This window comes from Candidatus Proelusimicrobium volucris, from assembly GCF_959605025.1.
GTDB lineage: Bacteria > Elusimicrobiota > Elusimicrobia > Elusimicrobiales > Elusimicrobiaceae > Proelusimicrobium > Proelusimicrobium volucris.
Window position 1 is genome coordinate 173,761 of the sequence record NZ_CAUHCY010000002.1, and the last position, 22,259, is coordinate 196,019.

The following is a 22,259-nucleotide window of genomic DNA, read 5'->3' on the forward strand; positions in this document are numbered from 1 at the left end:
CCTCTTATGCGAACCAAGAGGGCTATTAGAAAAATATTTAGAATTTTTTCAATAAGTGGTGAAAGTCCACACCTCTTTTGTTAATTTTAATAGCAATTCTTGGCGTTGCTCAATGGACTGCTTTGTCCAAGTATTCCAATGGGGTAAGTTTTGGAAAAACTGGCCATGCTGGCTCGTAGCCCCGGTTGTGACTGATAGACCAGCAATGCTTTTCGTGAATACGCAGTTAGTTTCTGTTGCATATCTCTGTTTTTTGTTTTCGAAAAAATCATTACCCAAAGAGATATTAAGTGGTTTTTCTAGTAAGGTCAGATTTCCTAACCTATTCTTGTATTCTTCATATATTTCTTCTCCAAATTCTTTTCTTAAGGCTCCCTTCGGGTGATCGGGTAAAATATGCTCTATGTCCAAGTCTTTAAACAATTGGTTGGGGCAGGAATGACCATTCCATTTCTCCTGTACATATAGACTTATTTTATTCAAAATATAACGCGTACGCGTTCTGTTTTTTCCCATTTGCAAACGTTTAAAATAATCGTCAAAATTATCCATTCTTTGCTGTGTGGGGCTTATTAAGGCCTTGGTAATAAATTCATTATATGATGAGATTTGTTCTGCTTCATTTGGAATCTTACTGAGAATATATAACTGCTTAGCCCAGCCGGCACACTCGCGTTCCAATGCATTGGTATTGTTTCCCGGAAGAATGTAGAAAAACATAAAAGATTCTACTTGTTGAATGAAATGCTTGAGAATGGGCTGTGGCAAATTTTTAGCAGCCAACAGGGCAATAATATATGTAGATAAACCACCATTTAAGGTGTTAATATTTTGCAGTTGGTCATTGTCTTCTCCATTGAGTTTCCCTTCTAGAAAACCATTGTAATCAGATGCGGCTTTATACAAATTATCCAAGAAATTATGGGGATTATTAATGTTATCCAACTTAGATGTAAAATTAAAGATATCATCGGTTCTTAAAATGCCATTTTTATAAATACTAGAATCAATCTTGTCGGGGAAATTTGCCATAAGGAAATAGCGGATAAAACGCAATTTATGGGTTTCGTTCTTGCGAAACAGTTTAAATACTTCTTGCCATTTATCTTTTAGAATTTTAAAATCTTTTTTATCGATATGACCAAATAGACGGTTTTTAATTAGATCCAAGGGATTTAATCCGACACCACGCTCATTAATTGTTTCAAAAATTTGTAAAGCCCGATTAATATCTGTGCTGATTTGCAAGACAAAAACTTGGTGTAAGGTGTATGTGATAAAAGCGAACAACTCTTCCGGAGTTGTACAATGCTCGTCTAAAAAATCGTTAATTTGTTGATAAGCATTATATAGATTTTTAATGGTATCTGGTAAGCGATTGCCATAATCAGTGCGCAACTGTTTGAGAAGATGATCTGGTTGGGCGTTAATGATTTCTAAAAATTCCTGTGCATTTGCATAATTTAAATTGAGATGATAACGCGAAGATAACTTGCCAGATGAATCCCAACTTTTATTTTTGATAAGGTCGCTAAGGAATTTTTGATAATCGTCTGTAACTTTTTGTGTAAAAATACTTAATAAAATAAACAAAGTTGTTAGGCGTTGCTGTCCGTCAATAACTTCCAAAGATGCGTTATATGGGTTATTTGCCACAACTGTAGTTCCAATAAAATAGGCATTTTGCGGATCTTCTTTAAATGCTGAATAAATATCATTAAGTAAAGCTAATACATTTGCTGTTCGCCATACATATTCGCGTTGGTAATCAGGCACTTCGTAGAACTTATTAAAAATTTCCTCAATATTTAATTGATCTTTATCAAATAATTGGCTATTCATAGGTTTTTCTCCGTTATGTATGTTACATTAATTGGGCGACAACGTATTGTCGCTAAGGACAGCTGGAAAGTCAAACGGAAAGCAATAAAAAACGGCTGTTATTCCTAATGGCAACCAATACGCATTAGAAACACAGCCGTAGTTACTTACCAAATTGGCAAATAACATTCGCCGTAAATTGGCGGGCTCATGACTTCCCTCCGCATTACGGTTAATTGGCCTTGTCAGTATTGGTTGCCTTTTGCCCTAAGGCAAAAGCGTGCCGTTTCTTCGGCACTAAGCCAGGTTTAAATCGTTAATTTCTTTTTTCTCTTTTGATCCTTTTTAAAAGCTAATTTTATTGTAGCAATTTGTACCAGAAATATAATAAAAATACGATTTTGGCAAACTTTCCTAAAAATATTTATGCAATTTTTTGTCTTGCCTGTGTCACTTTAAACTTCCGTCGAGAAAATAATCAAATCCTTAATTCTTAAATCTACTTATTATAATAAATAATTAGCACTCATTTGACTTGGTTGCTAATTTTAAGTAGTATATCTATCAAATTAAGCGGGAAAACCGCTTCTCAGGGTCTGTTAATGGCGAAGTTGGAGGAGTCAGTTTCTTGGACCCTATTAGAAACCATAGCACAGGGGCAGAATACTGTGCTAGGCTAACCCCAGCCTGAACGGGGACTCCATCCTGCAGTGCAAACCAAGGCCAACTGGTATAAAAACCTGAAGCGTTTCGCTTCAATTTCCCACAATTAGGAGTATTTTTATGAGGCAAAAATTAAACTGCGACCTTACGGTCGTCTATATCTCCTTGGACACGCTGACGGAGTATCCAAATAATCCCCGCCAGCATGACGCCAAGCAGATTACTAAAATCCAGCATTCTATTGAAGAATTTGGGTTTGTAAATCCTATTTTGGTAGATGAGCATAATGAGATTATTGCTGGCCACGCTCGGCTGGAAGCGGCCCGTCTTGCCCACTTGCAGCAAGTGCCCGTGATTCGTTTAGGACATTTATCTGTGGCCCAGAAAAAGGCATATCGTATTGCCGATAATAAACTGGCCGAGTTGGGAACATGGAGCATAGAGAATTTGCAGTTGGAGTTCCAAGAACTGGAAAAGTCTGCGTTGAATTTTTCGCTGAATATAACCGGCTTTGATATGGGAGATATTGATCTGATTTTAGAGGGAAAAGAAACAAAAGCCGATCCCAAGGTTAATAATATTCCGTTTATCCCGGATGATGAGATTGTCAGCAAGGAGGGGGATATATGGCTTTTAGGGGAACACCGCATTATGTGCGGGAATTCTTTGCAAAAGGACGCTTTAAGCCAACTGATGGAAGATAAAAAAGCCGATATGGTGTTTACGGATCCGCCGTATAACGTAAAAATAAACGGCCATGTCTGTGGAGCGGGGAACGTGCAGCATAAAGAGTTTAAATTCGCTTCCGGCGAGATGACTAGCGAGGAATTTACTCAATTTTTGAAAACGTCCTTTGAACTGTTGTGTGCATTCAGCAAAGACGGTTCTCTGCATTATATCTGTATGGATTGGCGGCATATCAAAGAGATTATGACGGCGGCAGAGGTGTATGACCAGTTTAAAAATCTGTGTGTATGGCGCAAAAATAATGCGGGGATGGGCTCATTCTATCGTTCCCAGCACGAACTAATCTTTATGTTCAAACACGGGAAGGAGCCTCATATCAATAATGTGGAACTGGGGATACACGGCCGCTATCGTACTAACGTATGGAATTATGCGGGAGTAAATACCCCCAGCGCGGAAAATGCTGAAAAGCGGGCAATGCATCCGACGGTTAAGCCAGTGGAGCTAATTAAAGACGCTATTTTAGATGCGTCCAATCGGGGCGGTGTTGTATTGGATGCTTTTTTAGGTTCCGGCAGTACGCTAATAGCGGCGGAAAAGGCCGGCCGTATATGTTATGGCGTAGAACTGGAACCGAAATATGTGGATACGGCTATCCGACGGTATGAAAGTTTGGGAGGAAAACATTTCGCTGTACATATGGGCAGTGGCAAGACTTATCAAGAACTATTGACCGCTAAACGGGCGGAAGGAGGCAAACATGACTAATGAATACGAAGTGGGATACGGGAAACCGCCCAAGAAACATCAGTTTAAGCCGGGATACAGTGGTAATAAAAAAGGCCGCCCGAAGGGAAGTCCCAATATAAATACGATGGTGAATGAAATTTCATGCGAGCGTATTAGTATATATCAAAATGGCAAGAAGAAAAAAATCTCCAAGCGTGAAGCTGTATTTAGAAAATTAGAATTGGATGCAGTTTCCGGTGAGCCAAAAGCACGGAACAAATACCTTGATATGTGTATGAACGCCGAAAAAAATGCCGCTGAATTAGAGCAGCGGAAGGAATTTATTAGACAAGATGATACAAAATTGTTGGAAGAAGCCTTAAAAGAATTTTCTAAGGGGGAACCTCTTAATGAGTAATGAAGAAATAATTACACAGCAGTTCTATGCAGTTTTACGTCAAGACCTTAAAACTTTTGTCCGCAAAGTATTTCAAGAAGTAAGCCCACAGAGTCAGTATTTGGATAATTGGCATATTGATTTAATTTGCTCCGAACTAATCGCTATGTTGCGAGGGAAGAATAACCGGCTAATTATCAATATTCCCCCACGATATATGAAGTCTATTATCTGTTCGGTTGCGTTGCCGGCATTTATTTTGGGACATTTCCCCCAAGAAAGCGTTATTTGCGTTAGTTATGCGGATGATCTGGCAAAAAAGCTGGCGGCGGACTGCCGCCGGGTAATGGAATCGGCATGGTACAAGCGGACATTTCCTTGTACCCGCTTGGCGCTTAATCGCAAGGAATTGATGGACTTTGAAACTACACAAGGCGGCGGGCGCTATTCTACAACGGTGGGCGGGCCACTAACCGGACGAGGTGGAAATTGGATTATCATTGATGACCCTATCAAACCGGCTGATGCCAACTCTGATTTGATTCGGAATAAAGTAAATGAGTGGTATGGTAATACACTATACAGCCGTTTAAACGATAAGAAAAATGGAAAAATTCTACTTATTATGCAGCGCACGCACGAACAGGATTTAACAGGTTTTTTGTTAGAAAGCAAAGCCGGTTTCAAGCGAATATCCATCCCCTTGCTGGCCTTGCAAGAGGAGCATTGGGAATACAAGAAGTACCTTGGCGATAAGGCGTTTTTGTATCATGCAACGCGTCAAGTGGGTGAGCCGTTGCACCCCGCCCGCGAGGGTAAGGAACAGATCGCGCAGATGAAAGTAGCTATGGGCAGTATGGCGTTTTCCTGTCAATGCCAACAGAGTCCGCTTGCCCCGGACAGTAATATCGTTAAATGGGGGTGGTTCAAACGGTATCATAAAAATGTTTTGTTGAATCCAATTCATGATGAAAACTATCCTGAGATTATTCGTTTAGAATTTAGTTTTGATTTAGCCTTGAAAACAGGGCGCGAAAATGATTACAGTGTGTGCATTTGCGCCTTACGCGCGCCTAATCAAACATTTATTTTGGATATCAAACGTTGGAAACTGGAACTCCCCGAACTGGTGAAAACGGCGCAGGCTTATATAGACGTCCAACTTCAGAATTGCAAGGTGGTAAACCGCTATTTAGGGGTCCGTCTTTTGATAGAAGATGTTGGATGTGGAACAGGGTTTTATCAAGCGATGAAACCTTTGAGGTATCGCATAGATCAAATTCATCCGAAAGAGGATAAAATAACGCGTTTAAAAAATGTAACCCCACTTATAGAGAGGGGTGTTTGCTTGCTCCCGGATAAACCCGAACCATGGGAAGCTGATTTTAAGCATGAAATCCTAGGTTTTCCTAATGCAGCGCACGATGATCAAGTGGATGCCTTGTCCCAAATGTTAGAGGTGAGTGTACACAAGACGTTTGATTTTATCTAGTTGACTTTCCGCCCGACAGTAAGGCGTACTGTAATTGTCGGGCGGAAGCCTAAGGAGGATTTATGAATAAACTGGAAATGTTAACGCAAAGTCTGCAAATTTTGACGGAATTATCCGCGGATATGCAACAGCAAATTGCCAATGCCCAAGAGGGCATAAGTGAAAAGTCTGCTAATTTGATTATAGGCAGTTTGGCCGGTATAGAGGACACGGCTTCGCACATCAAAAATATTTACGAGGCGATGATGTTTATGCATAGAAGATAAATAAAATTAGTACAATACGCTTATGAAAACTTTATATATTTTGGCGGGTGCCAACGGCAGCGGTAAAAGCACCATTGCCAAGGAGTTATTGCCTGCGGAAAACATCTCGTATGTAAACGCTGATGATATTGCACGGGAGCTGTGTCCGGAAGATATGCAAAAAGTGCGTATTCAAGCCGGCAAAGAGGTGCATTTTCGCATAGCTGAGTTGGTTCGGGGCGGGAAATCTTTTGCTTTGGAAAGCACGTTGTCCGGCGTTGGGCATTTAAAGACCATTTCCTTGGCAAAACAAAATGGATATAAAGTTGTGATCGTGTATACTTTTGTGGATACGGTGGAAACTTGTCTAGAACGTATCAAAGCACGCGTTCGTAATGGAGGCCACCCCGTGCCCGAGGAAGACGTGAAAAGACGATTTTTACGAAGCAGAGAGAATTTTTGGCATAAATACAGATGGGAAAGTGATCAATGGATGATATATTTTAACGGGGGTAATGATATCACGTTGGTGGCTCAACAACAGGGGGCTGAGGTTGAAATCATATCGGAAAATCTCTATACTATATTTAAGAGGGATTTATGACGGATTTAACGATTAAATTAACGCGCATCGCCAGCCGCGCCGTCCGTAAAGCGCAAGAAGAAAACCGGCGTAAAGGTATTGCGAACGTATATGAAATTAATGGGAAGAACGTATGGCAGCTTCCCGACGGTTCATTTACGGATAAAAGTCCTTTTTAATTATAATGTTTATGGATTTAAAAAAGAACTCCTAAGTTTATAACCTAGGAGTTCGTTTTTTTAGAACATTTTATAGAGGTAGATAGGTTTTCTTTAAGGGAAGTAGTATTTTCCCTTCAGCAGAAAAGTTATCATAATATCGTTCTATAATACCTGCGAGTCTGTCAATATCCATTAGTGTCAATGGAATAGTAGAGCGTTCTGCTTCATATTTTGCATCTTTTGTAAATCCACCGGTACTGACAAATATGCATCGGTCGTATTCTTTCCTGCTTCCCAAGAACTGACGTATTTCTTTTGAGCCCATTTTCCCATTTCTATGTTTTACTTCAACGCAAATCCTAGGATCTTCCAACCCTAATCCATCTTTTGAAGCAAATACATCTAAGGCTCTATCTGGTCCTTTTGGTGTTTGTTCTGCAATATAACCCATTGCATTTAAGATTTCTTTTAATAATTTTTCCATTTGATCTGGATCTAATTCCATGATTCTATCTTTTAGACGTTCACGAGCCTCATCAATGATTGCGGCATTTTCTTCTTTTATATTTTGTGCTTGTTCTACTACCTTTTCTAGTTGGTTATTAATTAAAGATAAAATTTCCTTGGTTTGTTCAGGTTGTAATTCAGAAAGAGTTAATGTTGTTCCCAAAGAATTCTTAGTATTTTGAGAAAGAATATCTCTAGATATAGGTCTGGAATTCCATTTAGTTTTACGAATATGAGGCCAATTTTGACCCATGAAAGACATTTTGGGAGCATACTGATACTGACCGGTTATTTCTCCGAGCAAATAATTCCTTTCTGTTGAGTTATAGGTTAATACCATGTCTCCAATTTGTATTTTATGGATAAACTTTTCAAAGTAGGAGGCCCAAATGTTAATAGCGGTTTCTCTTTCGGGATATGCTTTTAGTAAATCTTTTTTAATTGCTTGGGTCGTTTTATGACTTAAATCTTCTGCTAATTTATCCCATCCTAACGCCACACATGCCTTATCTATAAAAAAAGGAACTAATTCTCCATGTAGGGAGCGTAAAAACCAAATTTTTTTCATAAATTCCTCCTATCTTCAATTTATTTTATCTTATTTATAAAATAGCCGTGATCTATATCTCGAAAACAAGCGATAATCGAACCCGTTTCTATAGAAGATTGCATAAAGGGCTGTAGGAAACTGTCTTTTAGTATTTAGTATAATTGATTTATTTATTTGGGGCGGGCAATGAATGTACAGTACTACTTTTTCTGTTAATTCGATTGGTCAAATTGATTGCGGAACATTTACACATTTTTATTTATTAGGTTTTCTCAAAAGATTTAATGAAGAACTGATACCTAAATTAAAATAACCAAATTATATGAATGATATGGAAGAATTGTTTAAAGAAGAAACAGGCGTAGAGTTAAAAATAGAACATAAGCAGTGGATTGAGGAAATATGTAAGATTGGCTTGAAAGTTTTATTATTGCTTATTTTATTTTATATTTTAAATATTATTGGGGAGAAATTAGCTCAAAATAATTTTTTAATACAAGGAGGATTTAACTCAGATATTTTATATTCGGTATTAGTTTTACCTCTTTTGTACTCCTTAAAAGATATAAAAGATTGTTTCGAATCTGTGTTTATTAAAGTATGGAAAGGAAATGGCTATATTACGGTAAAAAGAGGATGCCTGAATATTAGGTATGATAAGTTATATCTTAATGAAATCAATAATATAGAGTTAACACGTTCTCTTTGTGGCAAAATGGGACAGTATTGTAGTATAGATTTATATGCAATGGGTGGATTCCTTCGCATTCCGCATCTTAAAGACAATAAAGAGAATGTTAAAGTAATCGAAGAGTTAATGACTATAATACAACATAATAACGATAAGGAAATTCCTTGTAGTGCTACAGCAGGATCAGTATCTGTGCATAAATAACGTATAATATAAATAAATTAGCCGCGCTTCTATTTTTTACTTGTATTATGAAACATTTTTCGGAAGAAGATATTAAATTAAAATTTATTACGCCTGCTATTGAAAAAAAGTGGGATAAAATGGCCCAGATCCATTGCGAATTTACGGCGGGCCAAGTCCTTGTTAGAGGAAATATTGTAAAACGAGGACCTAAGAAACGGGTTGATTATTTATTATCTTTGCGTAAGAACTTTCCTATTGCTATTATTGAAGCCAAGGACAATACGCATTCTATTGGTGCCGGTATTCAACAGGCAATTAGTTATGCAGAAATCTTAGATGTTCCCTTCGTGTATAGTTCTAATGGGACTGGTTTTTTAGAACATGATATGCTTACAGGAAAAGAAAGAGAACTGCGGTTAGAAGATTTCCCAACACCCAGCGAACTTTGGGAGCGGGTAAAACAAGAACGTTCTATTTCTATTTCAGAAGAAAAAATTATTAATGAACGGTATTATTCTGGAATAGAACACAAAACGCCCCGCTATTATCAACGCATTGCTATTAACCGTACGGTTGAGGCAATTGCCCGTGGGCAACAGCGTATTTTAATTACTATGGCTACGGGAACGGGGAAAACTTTTACGGCCTTTCAAATTGTTTGGCGGCTTCTTAAATCTGGACTTAAAAAGAAAATTCTGTATCTGGCGGATCGGAATATTTTAGTAGATCAGACGATTGTAAACGATTTTAAACCCTTAGCAAAAGTAGTTACAAAAGTTGAAAAGAGAAAATTAGATAGTTCTTATGAAGTCTATTTTGCACTTTATCAACAATTAGTTGAAAATGAGGATAGCGACCCTTTGTCCACATTAAAACAACTAAAACAGGATTTCTTTGATCTGATTATTGTGGATGAGTGTCATAGAGGCAGTGCAGATGAAAAGTCTAAATGGCGGGCAATTTTGGAGTATTTTCACTCTGCTACGCATATTGGTATGACCGCAACTCCCAAAGAAACCAAAGATGTTTCTAATATCCACTATTTTGGTGAACCTATTTACACATATAGTTTAAAACAAGGAATTGATGACGGTTTTTTGGCTCCTTATAAGGTAATACGTTTAGATTTAAACGTGGATTCTCAAGGTTATCGTCCGGAAATGGGTAAAACGGATGTAGAAGGAAATCTGGTGGAAGATCGGGAATACAATGTTAAAGATTATGACAAAAATTTGATTATTTATGAACGCACCGAGGCTGTAGCACGGAAAATTACAGAATTTCTTAAAAAAACGGATCGCTTTGCGAAAACCATTGTGTTTTGTGTAGATATTGAACATGCTGAACGTATGCGTCAGGCACTTGTAAATGAAAATTCCGATTTAGTCGCTCAATATCCTCGATATATTATGCGGATTACGGGGGATAATCCAGAGGGTAAAGCGCAATTGGATAATTTTATAGATGTTGCAGAAAAAACTCCTACTATCGTGACGACTTCTAAGTTAATGACCACTGGGGTAGATTGTAAAACTTGTAAATTAATTGTACTTGAAAACAATATTGAATCTATGACGGAATTCAAGCAAATTATTGGCCGTGGAACGCGTTTATACCCTAGTGCGGGAAAAGAATATTTTACAATAATGGACTTTCGAGGGGTGACGCGTAAATTTGCCGATAAAGGATTTGATGGAGAACCAATATCTATTTATGAACCTACGGGCGTAAACCCGGATCCCGTGCCTCCCGAGGAGACTCCCGTGCCTCCGGAGATGCCTAGCGAGGGCTCGGGAATAGACCGAGGGTCTATATTGGTAGATCCTCCTTTTCCACCGGAGACACTTCGCAAAAAAGTGAAAATAAAAGATGTAGAGGTATATTTGCTATCAGAGCGCGTTCAATACTACAACAAAGACGGTAAATTGATTACTGAAAGTTTGACGAACTACACCAAAAAGAATATTTTAGGTAAATATGCTACCTTGGATGCTTTTTTGCAGCGTTGGAATAAAGACGCTCAGAAACAAGCTATTATTGAGGAACTCCAAGGAGAAGGGGTGCTTTTGGATGCCCTACGTGAAGAATCGGGGAATAAAGATTTAGATGACTTTGATCTTATCTGTCACATCGCTTATGACCGGCCTCCACTTACTAAATCAGAACGTATTAGAAATGTGCAAAAACAGGGATATTTGCACAAGTATTCTGCACTGGCGCAGCGCGTCTTAAATGCTCTTTTGGAACAGTATAAGAATGAGGGCATTAAAGATTTGTGCGGCACTCAAATATTAACCATTGACCGGTTCCGTCAAATTGCCAGCCTGCCTGCGATTATGCGTGAATTCGGTGGAAAAAATGCCTATATGCAGGCCGTAAAAGGTCTTCAAGACCAACTGTATAGTTCGTCTATCTATTACAATTAGGAAGGATGTATGAGTTTAAATAATATCGTCAAAAGATTGCAGGATATTATGCGCAATGATGCTGGTATTAATGGGGATGCCCAGCGTATTGAGCAAATGACATGGCTTTTATTTTTAAAAGTATATGACGCTAAGGAAGAAGAATGGGAACTGACTGAAAATGAATATACTTCTATTATCCCAGAAAAATTCCGCTGGCGCAACTGGGCTGTGGACCATAAAGACGGTAAAGCTCTTACCGGGGATGCCTTACTTACCTTTGTAAATACAGAATTATTCCCTGCATTAAAAAATATTGAACTGGATGAAACTACCCCTATGAGTAAGCTGGTAGTTCAAGCTACTTTTGCGGATAGTTATAACTATATGAAAGACGGCGTTCTTTTACGGCAAGTAATTAATGTGATTGATGAAATTAATTTTGCGGAATACGCCGAACGCCATGCTTTTAACGAAATTTATGAGCAAATTTTAAAAGATCTTCAATCCGCCGGAAACGCCGGGGAGTTTTATACGCCGCGTGCTGTAACGGATTTTATGGTAAAAATGGTAAATCCACGGTTGGGTGAACAAATTGCTGACTTTGCCTGTGGAACGGGTGGCTTTTTAACATCTTCGCTCAAGCATTTGCTTCCCCAAGTAAAAAACGTATCAGATAAAGAAATCTATTGTAGTTGCGTATATGGCGTAGAGAAAAAGGCCTTGCCCTATTTGTTGTGTGCGACTAACCTCTTATTACACGATATTGATCAGCCTCGCGTAATTCATGGAAATTCGTTAGAAAAGAATGTACGGGATTATACAGAGGAAGATAAATTTGATGTGATTTTGATGAACCCTCCTTATGGCGGCAGTGAAAAAGAGGTGGTAAAACAAAATTTCCCTGTAGCGCTTCGCAGCAGTGAAACGGCTGATTTGTTTATGGATGTAATTATGTTCCGTTTGAAACAAAACGGACGTGTGGCCATTGTCTTGCCGGATGGCTTTTTGTTTGGTGAAGACAATGCAAAAGTGGCTATTAAAGAAAAACTTTTAAGTGAATATAATCTACATACGGTAATTCGTTTGCCGCATAGTGTGTTTGCGCCTTATACGTCTATTACCACCAACTTGTTGTTTTTTGATAAGACGGGTCCGACTAAAGAAACATGGTTCTATCGTATGGATATGCCGGAGGGATATAAGCATTTTTCTAAAACTAAACCTATCAAGTTGGAACACTTTGCGCCAGTCATCGAGTGGTGGAATGATCGTAAAGAAATTATTGTAGATGATGCTCCCAAAGCACAAAAATATAGCATTAATGAAATCAAAGGGAAGAACTACAATATTGATCTGTGTTGTTTCCCTCACGAAGAGGAAGAAATTTTAGAACCTAAAGAGCTGATAGCGCAATACCAAGAAAAACGCGCCACTCTCAATGCTAATATAGATTCTATCTTATCGCAGATTACAACCATCTTGGAGACCAAGTAATGAAAGCGAAAGATTTAAAGAATTCTATCCTACAATTGGCGATTCAAGGCAAACTGGTTCCTCAAGACCCCAAAGATGAGCCCGCTTCCAAACTATTGGAAAAGATTCGTGCCGCCAAGCAAAAACTTGTCAAAGAAGGGAAGATAAAGAAAGACAAGCAGGAAAGTTTTATCTACAAAGGTGACGATAACAACTATTATGAGAAGATTGGTAAAGACATCCGCAATATAACGGATGAGATTCCGTTTGAAATTCCGGATTCTTGGGAGTGGGTAAGACTGGGTCAATTGTGTGCACTTGAAAATGGTAAAAAGGTGGAAAATTTATCTCTACCATTATTGGATGCTAAATTCTTACGTGCTCAGAAAACGGCAACTTTGCTTTCAAAAGGCATTAAAGTTGAAAAAGATGAGTTAATTATATTAGTCGATGGAGAAAACTCGGGTGAAGTCTTCATTGCGCCCGAAGATGGTTTTTTAGGGTCTACATTCAAAAAATTATTTATTACTCCAGAGACATACAGAGAGTATACTTTAATCATTCTCAAATTTTATCAGGATTTATTCCGAAATTCTAAAAAAGGCGCAGCAATTCCACACCTCGATAAACATTTGTTTCACGATCTGCTTGTCGGGATTCCTCCATTTAAAGAACAAAAACGCATTGTTTCTAAAATAGAGTCTTTGGAACCTTTCATTGACGATTACAATCAAACTGAAACCGAATTATCCAAACTTAATGAAACTTTTCCCGATCAAATAAAGAAATCTATTCTACAATATGCCATCCAAGGGAAACTCGTGCCACAAGATCCGAGCGACGAGCCTGCTTCGGTATTACTAGAGAAAATAAAAGCGGAAAAGCAGAAACTTATCAAGGCTGGAAAGATTAAAAAAGACAAGCAAGAGAGTTATATTTATAAGCGTGATAATCGCCATTATGAGAAGATAGGCGATAAAGAAGTAGATATAACCGATGAAATTCCGTTTGAAATACCCGATAGCTGGGCGTGGACAAGATTGGAAAATTTAGTACAAGTTTTAAGTGACGGCACTCATAAAACGCCCCAATATGTGGCAAAAGGGGTTCCATTTCTATCTGTACAAAATATTTCTTCAGGAAAATTTGATTTCACAAAGTTAAAATATATTACCCAAGAAGAGCATTCAAAACTGATTCAAAGGGTAAAACCTACTTATAATGATATCCTCTTTTGTCGCATTGGCACCCTTGGGAAAGCCATCAAGTGTACTTTGGATTTTGAATTCAGTATATTCGTCAGTTTAGGATTAATCCGGTTAGTCAACTTTTCCATGAATGACTATGTGATTCTGCTTTTCAACTCTCCTTTGGGAGATCGATGGATTCAGGATAATAAAGTAGGAGGGGGCACTCACACTTTTAAATTGAATTTGGTAGATATTCCTCGTATGCTATTGCCAATACCACCGCTTGCCGAACAAGACCGTATTGTGGCAAAAGTGAAAAAACTTCTAAAATTATTGCCATCAAACGACTAAGACAATGTCTTAAATAATTGCTCTATTTTTTCAACAATTCTCTTCTGCTCAGTATAGGGAGGAATTGGAATCAATGCCCGATTTAAATTGCTCTGTGTAATCTGATTAATTGTTTCTGTTTTTGTGGATTTTAGCATCGTTTTAAACAAGGCAGAATCTAAATATATTTTGATATACTCATTCAATTTACTTCTGAAAATTGCCATAAATGCCCCGAAGGACATTTTTTCTCCCACATTTATACTGTTTATAATTGCATTTTTCCCAACTAATGATTTGCTACCATTTCTTACACAAATTAAAATATCTCCATTTTTAACAAGCAAGTTATGGGAAACCTCACAATTAACATGTACCATATTGTTTAAAATTATTTCTCCGTTTTGAATATTTCCTGAACGAAGTACAGGAGTCCCTTCTTCACAAATATCTTGTGGCTTGTAAGTTAATCCTATCCTTGAAAATCCGATGTGCCCCAATCTTGTCCACGCCCAGTTATCAGGTATCTCAAACGGAATTTCGTCGGTTATATCTACTTCTTTATCGTCTATCTTCTCATAATGGCGATTATCACGCTTATAAATATAACTCTCTACTTTGTCCTTTTTGATTTTTCCGGCTTTAATAAGTTTCTGTTTTTCAGCTTTTATTGTTTCTAATAATGCCAAAGCGGGCTCGTCATTGGGATCTTGTGGGACCAATTTCCCTTGGATAGCGTATTGTAGAATAGATTTCTTTATTTGTTCAGGAAAGATTGCGTTAAGCTTTGTCAATTCTGTATTTGCTTTATCGTAATCTTCTATAAAAGGTTCTAAGGATTCTAATCTTGTAACTATCCTTTGTTGCTCCTTTAAGGGAGGCAAAGGTATATATGTCGATAAAATTCTTTCTATAGCCAATTTTGGCTGAGCGACTTTATTGGTTTTTTGATGAAATTGATGTTGTACACAAGGAGATTGAAGGAGTTTTAATAAAAAGGATTTATCAATTTGAATATTGGTTAATTTTACTGCATTTTCCGTCAAATTCATGTTGTCAAACACGGGAGGAACTTCGCCAGCTTTCCCGATCGTACCTGCTATTGTTAGATATAAATCTTCCTTATTGATTATATAGTTCTTAATAGCTTCATATATCTCATTGGAAATATATTTTAGTTTATCCGGTATTAGAGTGTTTTCCTTCATATTTGTAACTCTAATATAAATATGCGAAGTAGGAGTATCTAACAAAGTATATCCTTTAGGAACCCGTTTACCACCTTTTACATTAGTGACATCTCCTATTCTCACCCACACCCAACTATCCGGAATTTCAAACGGTATCTCATCCGTTATATTACGGACTGCCTTGCCAATCTTCTCATAATAGTTGTTATATCGTAGGCTACCAGTCTATGATGTTATCTACAATGGCTCTTTGTTCTAGGCTTGTTTTGCGAAGATAAATACGTGTGGTCTCAATGCTTTCATGGCCCATAAGATCCGCGAGTAGAGCGATGTCATTGTATTTTGCTAAAAAATTTTTGGCAAAACGATGCCTAAAAGAATGAGGATAAACTACTTTTGTATTAATTTTATATCTTAAGGCTAGTTGTTTTAGTTGGCTAGATATTCCTCTGGGAGTAATTCTGTCTCCAAATCGATTTCGAAAAATAAATCCAGAAGAGAGAGCTTGTTCCTTTAGCCATAAGAGGGCCTCTTGTTGTAGTCTGATAGGAATATAAATTCGTCTTATTTTCCCTCCTTTAGAATACAAATCTAAATATCCTAATTGTATGTGTTCAGCTTTGATTTGAATTAACTCGCTGACGCGGGCTCCTGTCGCGGCTAAAAAACGTATTACGAAATACCAAAATAGATTATATTTTTTAAGTTTCTTCTTGAAGTATTCATAATCTGCTTCGCTAATAACATTTTCCAAAAAGTTTTTCGTTTGTACTTTTACGCAGCTTAGTTTTAGCTGTTTTTTATTTATAAACTCGAGGTAGCAATTAATCCCACGGATTCTTAAATTAATAGTGTTGGCAGTATACTTGTCTAAAAGGAAACTTTTAAATTTTTGTAAATTTTGTTTATTAAAACGTTTGTGATATATTTTGTTAAATAATTTTAACGTATATAAATACGAGTTAATTGTATTAAATGCTAGGTTTTTATTGATAAGATATTGAGCGAAAGAAATGTTCATAAGTCCTCCCTGTAATTAATAAATTTTTGTATATATTGTGATAATTTGTTATTACAAATGCCTAGCATCTAGAAAAGATAGCACTTAAAATATACCTTGACTTCTGTCCCCATAGTAAGCGGTAATACAGTACCGGCTGGAATATGCCGGAATATATACCGACACTAGAGGGATAGAAATATGAAAAAGACGAAAAAAAGAACTTCTGTTCTGCCTATAGAACATACCCCAGAAGAACTGCAGCTACGGGAATATGCAGATAAAATAAATCCATTGGAGGAACTCATCAAGAAGAAGCAGACACATAAAGATAAGAAAGCTCAGAATAATCACGGGCGTAAACTGCGTGATGTCCGTTTGCCGCTTCCCGGCAGTGTTTTAGAGAAAGATTACAAGGGAAAACGTCTGGCTGTAAAAGTCCTCGAAGTAGGTTTTGAATACGAGAGTAAGTATTATAAAACTCTGTCTGGTGTAGCCGTGGCTATTACAGGCCAGCATATTAGCGGGTATTATTTCTTCGGGTTATGAACGAGATTATCAAGCCGATGCGCTGTGCGGTCTATACTCGTAAATCCACCAGTGAAGGTTTGGAACAAGATTTCAATTCCCTGGACGCACAGCGCGAGGCTTGTTTAGCTTATATCTCCAGCCAACGCGGGGAGGGGTGGATTCCTGCGGAGGAACATTATGACGATGGGGGATTTACTGGAGCGAATACTGATAGACCGGGTTTGCAACGTTTATTAGATGATATTCGGGCCGGCAAGATACATTGTGTAGTCGTGTATAAGGTGGATCGTTTGTCGCGCTCTTTGTTAGATTTTTCCCAACTCTTAGAGTTTTTTGATAAGTATGAAGTATCCTTTGTGTCTGTTACACAAAACTTTAATACCAAGACTTCTATGGGGCGTCTGACGCTGAATATCCTGTTGTCCTTTGCCCAATTTGAACGTGAAATTATTGGAGAACGCACCCGTGATAAAATGGCGGCCTCCCGTATGAAGGGAAAGTTTATTGGCGGAACCATTCCATTTGGTTATAAGTTAGACAAGGAGCGGCATATATTAGTGCCGGACGATATACAAGCTGAGCAAGTACGGTTTATTTTTGAATGTTTATTACGTGAAGAGAACTTGGCCTATGTGATGAATATCCTTCAAGCTAAAGGAATCGGTCTGCCGGAAAAGAAGTACAAAAATGGGGGTATCCGTTCTGCTAGACCTATATCTCGCGCGTACCTATATCGTATTGTGCATAACCCTGTTTATATTGGCAAAGTACTCTATAAGGGGAAAATATACGAAGGTGAGCACGAAGGGTTAGTGCCCGAAAGAACATTTAATGCGGTGCAAAAGTTATTGGCAGAGAAGTATACTGCCCGCGGCTATGTGCGCAAACGGATAGAGGGCGTACTCAATGGATTGTTATATTGCAAAGAATGCGGCAGTAAAATGGTGCCTACCTATGCTAAAAAGAAGGGCCGGAAGCACTTTTACTATGTATGTCATAAATGTGTAAAAGAGAGATATTCTGCTTGTCCGACTAAAACCGTCCGGCAGGTGGAATTTAACGAAGCCGTATTTAGGCGCTTAATGGAACGCGGGTTATTAAATAAAAACGACTTTAATCAATTGGATATAGATAAACAAACCGAAGAATTAATGAAAATTGTATCTAGGATTACTTACGAATACAAAGAAAGTTATATTGAGGTAAGTTTGAAAAACGGGGTGCAATTTGGTTTCCGCGCTGCTGTGAAACCGCACCCGGGCGGAATACCGAAACAAGAACGCCAAGCCTACAAAGAAATCCAACACTTAAAAGCTGATAAGGCTACCTACTACAAAGCCCTCGCCCTGCAGATACGTGAATATATGCGTGTAAATAACTTAAGCCAAAAGGAATGTGCGCAAGCCCTTGGATTAAGCAGTGCAAGAGTGAGCCAGTTGATGAAACTTAATACTTTGTGTGGATAGAGCTGTTAAAGTTTTTAATTAGTTGTTTTCTTTGTAGACAGCTTTACAATTGTTTCCACTATATTTCCAGTATGTAATAATTCCATTCTCAACAGTAAAAGTTGTATCACAGTAAAAATGAAAGTAATTTCCATTTAAAGTGAAATTATTTTCTTCTTTATAAAGTAAGTATTTCTGCCCCTCTATTTCATATGTTTGAGAAGGAATTCCCCATTGTTTGATAAGTTGGATTTCTCTGGCATTTTCCCAACTTTCCATTATTTGTGTATATCCTTCCCCAGTAGGTTCAGTAAGAGAAATTTTTTTCCCATTTTTAATTGTATAGGAGCCACATGCAATTAAGCATACAGAGATAGTTAATATTGATATAATTTTTTTCATAGATATTCCCTTAGAAGTATTCTAATAAATTTCAATCACCAAGACAAAAGAGTTAGGAGTATAGGGCATTGTGGTGAAAGCCTCTCACAAGTGGATTGTTGTTTAGAGGTCAAGATACGAAATTAAATTTTGAAAGTTAAATTTAGGGGCAAAAAGATACAAAAAGCCCAAAATAGCCCTTTTTTCTATTTTTTGGGGACACCCCAATAATCTATCTTTTCTGTATTAGCAGCTGATAAACCAAAAATCCCCGACGGGGAACGGGGATAAATGGGCCAAAATACAATTAAAAATTCCCGCCGAAGGTTCGACGGGAAAATAAATGGGGTGGATGACGAGATTTGAACCCGCGACCTCCGCTTCCACAGAGCGGCGCTCTAACCAGCTGAGCTACATCCACCGTAAATCCTCTTAACGCCTTATATCACAAATACTCATTGAAATATTTCCGGCTCAATACGCTAAACCGCTAAGGCATTATATCAATTCCTTTTAATTTTATCATTTTGCCACGCCGCCTGGCAAGATTTATGCAAAAATAAATGGCAGATAATTATCTGCCGATTGATAATCTCAACAGAATATACAAGATTTCTACCAACTTTCGGCGTGTACTTTCGCGGGGTCAAAACGATCTTCTTTCCCTTTTTCCTCATCGCCGTAGCCAAGCACTACTATGCCGACAGGTACTATATTTTCTGGGAGAGAAAACTCCTTTGCAATTCCGTCCGCTCTTTCTTTATTGGGATATACTCCCAGCCAGACGCTGCCAAGCCCCAAGTCTTTTGCCGCTAATAGCATATTCTGTATAGCCGCGGCACAATCCTGCTGAAAGAAGGGTGTGCTTTCCTGCGTGTCCGCGCACACTATTACGGCGCAAGGGGCTGTTTGGAGCATCATAGAATAGGGGTGCGCGTTCATTATCTTTTGTTTGCCCTCTTGCGTTTGTACTGTGATAAAGCGCCAGCCTTGCATATTCCTAGCGGTGGGGGCGCTCATTGCGGCTTTTAAAATTAAGGTCAGTTTTTCCGCTTCAAGAGTTTGATTTTTATATTTACGGATACTTCTTCTGCCAAAAATAGTTTCCCTGGTTTCCATCTTTATTTTCTCCTTAAAATTTTCTCTTTAAAAAATTTGGCCAGCCCGCCTTTTGCGGTTTCGCGATAGTCGCTGTTCATATCTTTGCCGGTCTGCATCATAGTGGCTAGAATATCGTCATAGGATACGCGGTTGTCGTCATCGGACGCTATTGCATATGTTGCGCAGTCTATCGCGCGGCTGGCGGCGAGGGCGTTTCTTTCTATGCAAGGGATTTGCACCAGGCCGTCCACCGGGTCGCAGGTAAGGCCCAAATGGTGTTCCAACCCCATTTCAGCCGCGTATTCTATTTGGCGGTTGTTGCCGCCTTCAAGCTGACAGGCTGCTGCGGCTGCCATCGCACAGGCGACGCCCACTTCGCCTTGGCAACCTACCTCCGCACCTGATATTGAGGCATTGGCTTTAGCCAGATTACCGACAAGCCCCGCCGTAGCCATTGCGCGGAGTATGGGGGTATCGTCCAATTCGTAAATTTCTTTGGTTATTCTTAGCACAGCCGGCAGTACGCCGCAGGATCCGCAAGTCGGCGCGGTAACTACTACTCCGCCGCTTGCATTTTCTTCCGAACAGGCAAGCGCATAGGAAAATAGTTTATGCATACGTCTTACGTACCTTGGGGAAGTATCGGATATTTTAAAATATCTTCTTGCTTTTCTTTCAAGTTGAAGGCTGCCGGGCAGAACTTCCCATTTTTTTACGCCTGCGTCTATCGTTTTCTGCATTTGGCTCCACATATCAAGCAGGTAATCCCAAATTTCGGGGCCTTCAACCTCCTCGACATATTCCCACAGGCTCATCTTTCTTTTTTTGCAATATTGGTTTATATCCTGCATGGTTTTTAGGGGATAAATCGTTTGTGGCGGATTATCAAAGTCTTTATCGTCTTTAATGTCGCCGCCGCCTACGCTGTAGACTAGCCAGGAATCCAGAATATTGTCCTTTTCGTCCAAAGCTTCGAATTTCAGGGCGTTTGGATGTTTGGGCATAAAGGTTTTTTCTTCCCAGACCAGCGATACAGGTTTAGGTTCCAATCCGGAAGTTACGGCGAAGTCTGTCAGATGGCCTTTTCCGGTAAGAGCCAGCGAGCCGTAAAGATAAACTCTAAAGCTGTGGGCCGAGGGGTTTTTCTTGTTGAAAATTTCGGCGGCTTTTCTTGGCCCCATAGTGTGGCTGCTTGAGGGGCCCATACCTACTTTAAACAGTTCTTTTAATGTCTGCATATAAAAATGTTACTATATATTTTAGAATTATGAACATTATTGATATTATACTTATAACATTCAGCCTTTCAATAGACAATTTCGCCGTAAGCGCGGCCAGCTCCTGCAGCGGGAAGGGCTTTTCGTGCGCTCATATTGCTAAAGTTGCCTGCACATTTTGCGCGGTTGGGGTTTTGTTTTTGTTTTGCGGGTATTTCGGCGGGGTGAAACTGCTGGGCTATATCAGCAGTTGGGATCATATAGTCGGCCCTCTGATTTTATTTTATATCGGCGGTAAAATGATAAAGGGTGCATTTTTCGGCGGCGATGATGATTCCGAGTGTCACTCAAGGCTTGATATGCGCGGATTAAAAGTTTTGTTAGCTTTGGCATTAGCCACCAATATAGATGTTTTGGCTGCCGGGGTATCAATGGCGGCTTTTGAGGTTAATATAACTGCGGCGGCCTTATTTTTGGTTTTTTTCGTATGTTTGGCTGTGGCTTTAGGTTTTACGGTCGGTTCAAGGCTGGGCCGCAGTTTCGGCAATAAGGTGGAAATAGTCGGGGGACTGGTATTGATAGGGCTTAGCGTCAAGATTTTTTTGGAAGGTTGAAAGTTGTTAAAAAATGGCAATTTAATGTAAAATCTTGGTATACATTATGATAGAATAAAATATAGGATATATATATGGGAATAATATCGTTGATACTAGTATTGTTGTGCATATCGACCGGCTGTTTCGCCATTGGCGTTACGTCCGGCAGCAAGCTGGGGAGCTGCTATAAATCTTCGGTGGCTTTGAAGACGACATTGGTATTTGTCGTGACCAGTCTATTGGCTTTATCGTTGAGTTTTATTCTCGGCAAGTTATTGTATGACAGCGTTGCGCATGTTTCGCAATGGATAGCTTTCGCGATGTTCTTCTTGATAGGCGTAAGGCTTCTTATGGAATCGATAGAGAAAGCGCCGAGTTTAAACTATACGGATATAGTTCAAAGTTCCTATCTGATAAGGGTGGCTGTACAGGCCAGCGTAGACGCTTTTATGCTGGGCTTTGTGCTTGCGCTTATAGCGCCGCGTTATTTGCTGGGGACTTTATTTTTATCGGCGTTGTTTACGTTTTTGGCTACGACTTTAGGCCTTTCGCACGGACACAGTTTTACCAAGACGGTTTTGGGCAACAGATTGCAGCTTGTTGCCGGTATAATAATGGTGATAATAGCAGTAAAATTCATTATCGTGGCCAACGGTTAAGCCCTGGCCTAAGAACATATTTAAAA

General features: G+C 38.9%; 21 protein-coding genes and 1 tRNA gene. 14 read left to right on the forward strand and 8 right to left on the reverse strand.

Going from position 1 to position 22,259, the window contains the following annotated elements; translation table 11 throughout:
- Positions 1 to 48 precede the first annotated feature (48 nt).
- Positions 49 to 1,842 carry a DUF262 domain-containing protein gene (locus ACQY3M_RS02885; RefSeq protein ID WP_428065964.1) on the reverse strand — a complete coding sequence of 598 codons (1,794 nt, stop codon included), beginning with the start codon at positions 1,840 to 1,842 and terminating at the stop codon, positions 49 to 51.
- A 762-nt stretch (positions 1,843 to 2,604) separates the two neighbouring features.
- Here ACQY3M_RS02885 and ACQY3M_RS02890 point away from each other — a divergent pair.
- The 6 genes from ACQY3M_RS02890 (at position 2,605) to ACQY3M_RS02915 (ending at position 6,796) form a co-directional block, all read left to right on the forward strand.
- Positions 2,605 to 3,939, forward strand: a complete 1,335-nt coding sequence (locus tag ACQY3M_RS02890) for a site-specific DNA-methyltransferase (protein ID WP_428065965.1) — start codon at positions 2,605 to 2,607, stop codon at positions 3,937 to 3,939.
- Positions 3,932 to 4,318: a DUF5681 domain-containing protein gene (locus tag ACQY3M_RS02895; protein WP_428065966.1), complete on the forward strand. Its 387-nt coding sequence runs from the start codon at positions 3,932 to 3,934 to the stop codon at positions 4,316 to 4,318. The genes ACQY3M_RS02890 and ACQY3M_RS02895 overlap by 8 nt, the downstream gene beginning before the upstream one ends.
- Entirely contained in the window at positions 4,311 to 5,789 is a 1,479-nt protein-coding gene (gene terL, locus ACQY3M_RS02900) for a phage terminase large subunit (RefSeq protein ID WP_428065967.1), read from the forward strand. The genes ACQY3M_RS02895 and terL overlap by 8 nt, the downstream gene beginning before the upstream one ends.
- Before the next feature lie 62 nt (positions 5,790 to 5,851).
- Entirely contained in the window at positions 5,852 to 6,055 is a 204-nt protein-coding gene (locus tag ACQY3M_RS02905; RefSeq protein ID WP_428065968.1) for a hypothetical protein, read from the forward strand.
- Positions 6,056 to 6,077: 22 nt separating this feature from the next.
- On the forward strand, positions 6,078 to 6,638 hold the full coding sequence (locus ACQY3M_RS02910) for an AAA family ATPase (RefSeq protein ID WP_428065969.1): 561 nt from the start codon (positions 6,078 to 6,080) through the stop codon (positions 6,636 to 6,638).
- Positions 6,635 to 6,796 carry a hypothetical protein gene (locus tag ACQY3M_RS02915; RefSeq protein ID WP_428065970.1) on the forward strand — a complete coding sequence of 54 codons (162 nt, stop codon included), beginning with the start codon at positions 6,635 to 6,637 and terminating at the stop codon, positions 6,794 to 6,796. Before ACQY3M_RS02910 ends, ACQY3M_RS02915 begins: the two co-directional genes overlap by 4 nt.
- 70 nt (positions 6,797 to 6,866) lie before the next feature.
- On the opposite strand, the gene ACQY3M_RS02920 is transcribed toward ACQY3M_RS02915, so the two are convergent.
- A complete protein-coding gene (locus ACQY3M_RS02920) occupies positions 6,867 to 7,853 on the reverse strand; it encodes a restriction endonuclease (protein ID WP_428065971.1) in 987 nt (328 codons plus the stop codon).
- Between the two features lie 313 nt (positions 7,854 to 8,166).
- Here ACQY3M_RS02920 and ACQY3M_RS02925 point away from each other — a divergent pair, with 313 nt between their 5' ends.
- From ACQY3M_RS02925 to ACQY3M_RS02940, 4 genes are read left to right on the forward strand one after another with little or no spacing between them, the layout of a single operon-like run.
- Positions 8,167 to 8,730, forward strand: coding sequence for a hypothetical protein (locus ACQY3M_RS02925; RefSeq protein ID WP_428065972.1), 564 nt, complete (start codon positions 8,167 to 8,169; stop codon positions 8,728 to 8,730).
- A gap of 47 nt (positions 8,731 to 8,777) precedes the next feature.
- Positions 8,778 to 11,138 (forward strand): EcoAI/FtnUII family type I restriction enzme subunit R, encoded by a 2,361-nt coding sequence (gene hsdR / locus ACQY3M_RS02930; protein WP_428065973.1) that lies wholly within the window; start codon positions 8,778 to 8,780, stop codon positions 11,136 to 11,138.
- Positions 11,139 to 11,147: 9 nt separating this feature from the next.
- A complete protein-coding gene (locus ACQY3M_RS02935) occupies positions 11,148 to 12,614 on the forward strand; it encodes an N-6 DNA methylase (protein WP_428065974.1) in 1,467 nt (488 codons plus the stop codon).
- Positions 12,614 to 14,134 (forward strand): restriction endonuclease subunit S, encoded by a 1,521-nt coding sequence (locus ACQY3M_RS02940; RefSeq protein ID WP_428065975.1) that lies wholly within the window; start codon positions 12,614 to 12,616, stop codon positions 14,132 to 14,134. The genes ACQY3M_RS02935 and ACQY3M_RS02940 overlap by 1 nt, the downstream gene beginning before the upstream one ends.
- On the opposite strand, the gene ACQY3M_RS02945 is transcribed toward ACQY3M_RS02940, so the two are convergent.
- Positions 14,131 to 15,432 carry a restriction endonuclease subunit S gene (locus ACQY3M_RS02945; RefSeq protein ID WP_428065976.1) on the reverse strand — a complete coding sequence of 434 codons (1,302 nt, stop codon included), beginning with the start codon at positions 15,430 to 15,432 and terminating at the stop codon, positions 14,131 to 14,133. The two genes, ACQY3M_RS02940 and ACQY3M_RS02945, sit on opposite strands and share 4 nt — an antisense overlap.
- A gap of 88 nt (positions 15,433 to 15,520) precedes the next feature.
- Complete coding sequence (locus ACQY3M_RS02950; protein ID WP_428065977.1) at positions 15,521 to 16,324, reverse strand: tyrosine-type recombinase/integrase; 804 nt, start codon at positions 16,322 to 16,324, stop codon at positions 15,521 to 15,523.
- A gap of 180 nt (positions 16,325 to 16,504) precedes the next feature.
- On the opposite strand from ACQY3M_RS02950, the gene ACQY3M_RS02955 reads away from it, so the two are divergent.
- Both ACQY3M_RS02955 and ACQY3M_RS02960 read left to right on the forward strand, forming a co-directional pair.
- Positions 16,505 to 16,852: a DUF2924 domain-containing protein gene (locus ACQY3M_RS02955; protein ID WP_428065978.1), complete on the forward strand. Its 348-nt coding sequence runs from the start codon at positions 16,505 to 16,507 to the stop codon at positions 16,850 to 16,852.
- Positions 16,849 to 18,300, forward strand: coding sequence for a recombinase family protein (locus ACQY3M_RS02960; protein WP_428065979.1), 1,452 nt, complete (start codon positions 16,849 to 16,851; stop codon positions 18,298 to 18,300). Before ACQY3M_RS02955 ends, ACQY3M_RS02960 begins: the two co-directional genes overlap by 4 nt.
- A gap of 18 nt (positions 18,301 to 18,318) precedes the next feature.
- Here ACQY3M_RS02960 and ACQY3M_RS02965 read toward each other — a convergent pair whose 3' ends face one another.
- From ACQY3M_RS02965 to ACQY3M_RS02980, 4 genes are all read right to left on the reverse strand, one after another.
- Positions 18,319 to 18,681: a hypothetical protein gene (locus ACQY3M_RS02965; RefSeq protein ID WP_428065980.1), complete on the reverse strand. Its 363-nt coding sequence runs from the start codon at positions 18,679 to 18,681 to the stop codon at positions 18,319 to 18,321.
- A 323-nt stretch (positions 18,682 to 19,004) separates the two neighbouring features.
- A tRNA-His gene (locus ACQY3M_RS02970) sits at positions 19,005 to 19,081 on the reverse strand.
- A 194-nt stretch (positions 19,082 to 19,275) separates the two neighbouring features.
- Positions 19,276 to 19,779, reverse strand: a complete 504-nt coding sequence (locus ACQY3M_RS02975) for a nitroreductase family protein (RefSeq protein ID WP_428065981.1) — start codon at positions 19,777 to 19,779, stop codon at positions 19,276 to 19,278.
- 2 nt (positions 19,780 to 19,781) lie between these two features.
- Positions 19,782 to 20,999: an L-serine ammonia-lyase gene (locus tag ACQY3M_RS02980; protein WP_428065982.1), complete on the reverse strand. Its 1,218-nt coding sequence runs from the start codon at positions 20,997 to 20,999 to the stop codon at positions 19,782 to 19,784.
- A gap of 29 nt (positions 21,000 to 21,028) precedes the next feature.
- Between ACQY3M_RS02980 and ACQY3M_RS02985 the strand changes: the two genes are divergently transcribed.
- Positions 21,029 to 21,592, forward strand: coding sequence for a manganese efflux pump MntP family protein (locus ACQY3M_RS02985; protein ID WP_428065983.1), 564 nt, complete (start codon positions 21,029 to 21,031; stop codon positions 21,590 to 21,592).
- Positions 21,593 to 21,666: 74 nt separating this feature from the next.
- The gene (locus tag ACQY3M_RS02990) at positions 21,667 to 22,233 is read left to right on the forward strand and encodes a manganese efflux pump MntP family protein (protein ID WP_428065984.1); all 567 of its coding nucleotides are present in this window, start codon (positions 21,667 to 21,669) and stop codon (positions 22,231 to 22,233) included.
- Positions 22,234 to 22,259: the final 26 nt, after the last annotated feature.

Coding starts and splice junctions, on each gene's coding strand:
- ACQY3M_RS02885 (WP_428065964.1), bottom strand. CDS start 1,842: ATGAATAGCCAATTATTTGATAAAGATCAATTAAATATTGAGGAAATT.
- ACQY3M_RS02890 (WP_428065965.1), top strand. CDS start 2,605: ATGAGGCAAAAATTAAACTGCGACCTTACGGTCGTCTATATCTCCTTG.
- ACQY3M_RS02895 (WP_428065966.1), top strand. CDS start 3,932: ATGACTAATGAATACGAAGTGGGATACGGGAAACCGCCCAAGAAACAT.
- terL (WP_428065967.1), top strand. CDS start 4,311: ATGAGTAATGAAGAAATAATTACACAGCAGTTCTATGCAGTTTTACGT.
- ACQY3M_RS02905 (WP_428065968.1), top strand. CDS start 5,852: ATGAATAAACTGGAAATGTTAACGCAAAGTCTGCAAATTTTGACGGAA.
- ACQY3M_RS02910 (WP_428065969.1), top strand. CDS start 6,078: ATGAAAACTTTATATATTTTGGCGGGTGCCAACGGCAGCGGTAAAAGC.
- ACQY3M_RS02915 (WP_428065970.1), top strand. CDS start 6,635: ATGACGGATTTAACGATTAAATTAACGCGCATCGCCAGCCGCGCCGTC.
- ACQY3M_RS02920 (WP_428065971.1), bottom strand. CDS start 7,853: ATGAAAAAAATTTGGTTTTTACGCTCCCTACATGGAGAATTAGTTCCT.
- ACQY3M_RS02925 (WP_428065972.1), top strand. CDS start 8,167: ATGGAAGAATTGTTTAAAGAAGAAACAGGCGTAGAGTTAAAAATAGAA.
- hsdR (WP_428065973.1), top strand. CDS start 8,778: ATGAAACATTTTTCGGAAGAAGATATTAAATTAAAATTTATTACGCCT.
- ACQY3M_RS02935 (WP_428065974.1), top strand. CDS start 11,148: ATGAGTTTAAATAATATCGTCAAAAGATTGCAGGATATTATGCGCAAT.
- ACQY3M_RS02940 (WP_428065975.1), top strand. CDS start 12,614: ATGAAAGCGAAAGATTTAAAGAATTCTATCCTACAATTGGCGATTCAA.
- ACQY3M_RS02950 (WP_428065977.1), bottom strand. CDS start 16,324: ATGAACATTTCTTTCGCTCAATATCTTATCAATAAAAACCTAGCATTT.
- ACQY3M_RS02955 (WP_428065978.1), top strand. CDS start 16,505: ATGAAAAAGACGAAAAAAAGAACTTCTGTTCTGCCTATAGAACATACC.
- ACQY3M_RS02960 (WP_428065979.1), top strand. CDS start 16,849: ATGAACGAGATTATCAAGCCGATGCGCTGTGCGGTCTATACTCGTAAA.
- ACQY3M_RS02965 (WP_428065980.1), bottom strand. CDS start 18,681: ATGAAAAAAATTATATCAATATTAACTATCTCTGTATGCTTAATTGCA.
- ACQY3M_RS02975 (WP_428065981.1), bottom strand. CDS start 19,779: ATGGAAACCAGGGAAACTATTTTTGGCAGAAGAAGTATCCGTAAATAT.
- ACQY3M_RS02980 (WP_428065982.1), bottom strand. CDS start 20,999: ATGCAGACATTAAAAGAACTGTTTAAAGTAGGTATGGGCCCCTCAAGC.
- ACQY3M_RS02985 (WP_428065983.1), top strand. CDS start 21,029: ATGAACATTATTGATATTATACTTATAACATTCAGCCTTTCAATAGAC.
- ACQY3M_RS02990 (WP_428065984.1), top strand. CDS start 21,667: ATGGGAATAATATCGTTGATACTAGTATTGTTGTGCATATCGACCGGC.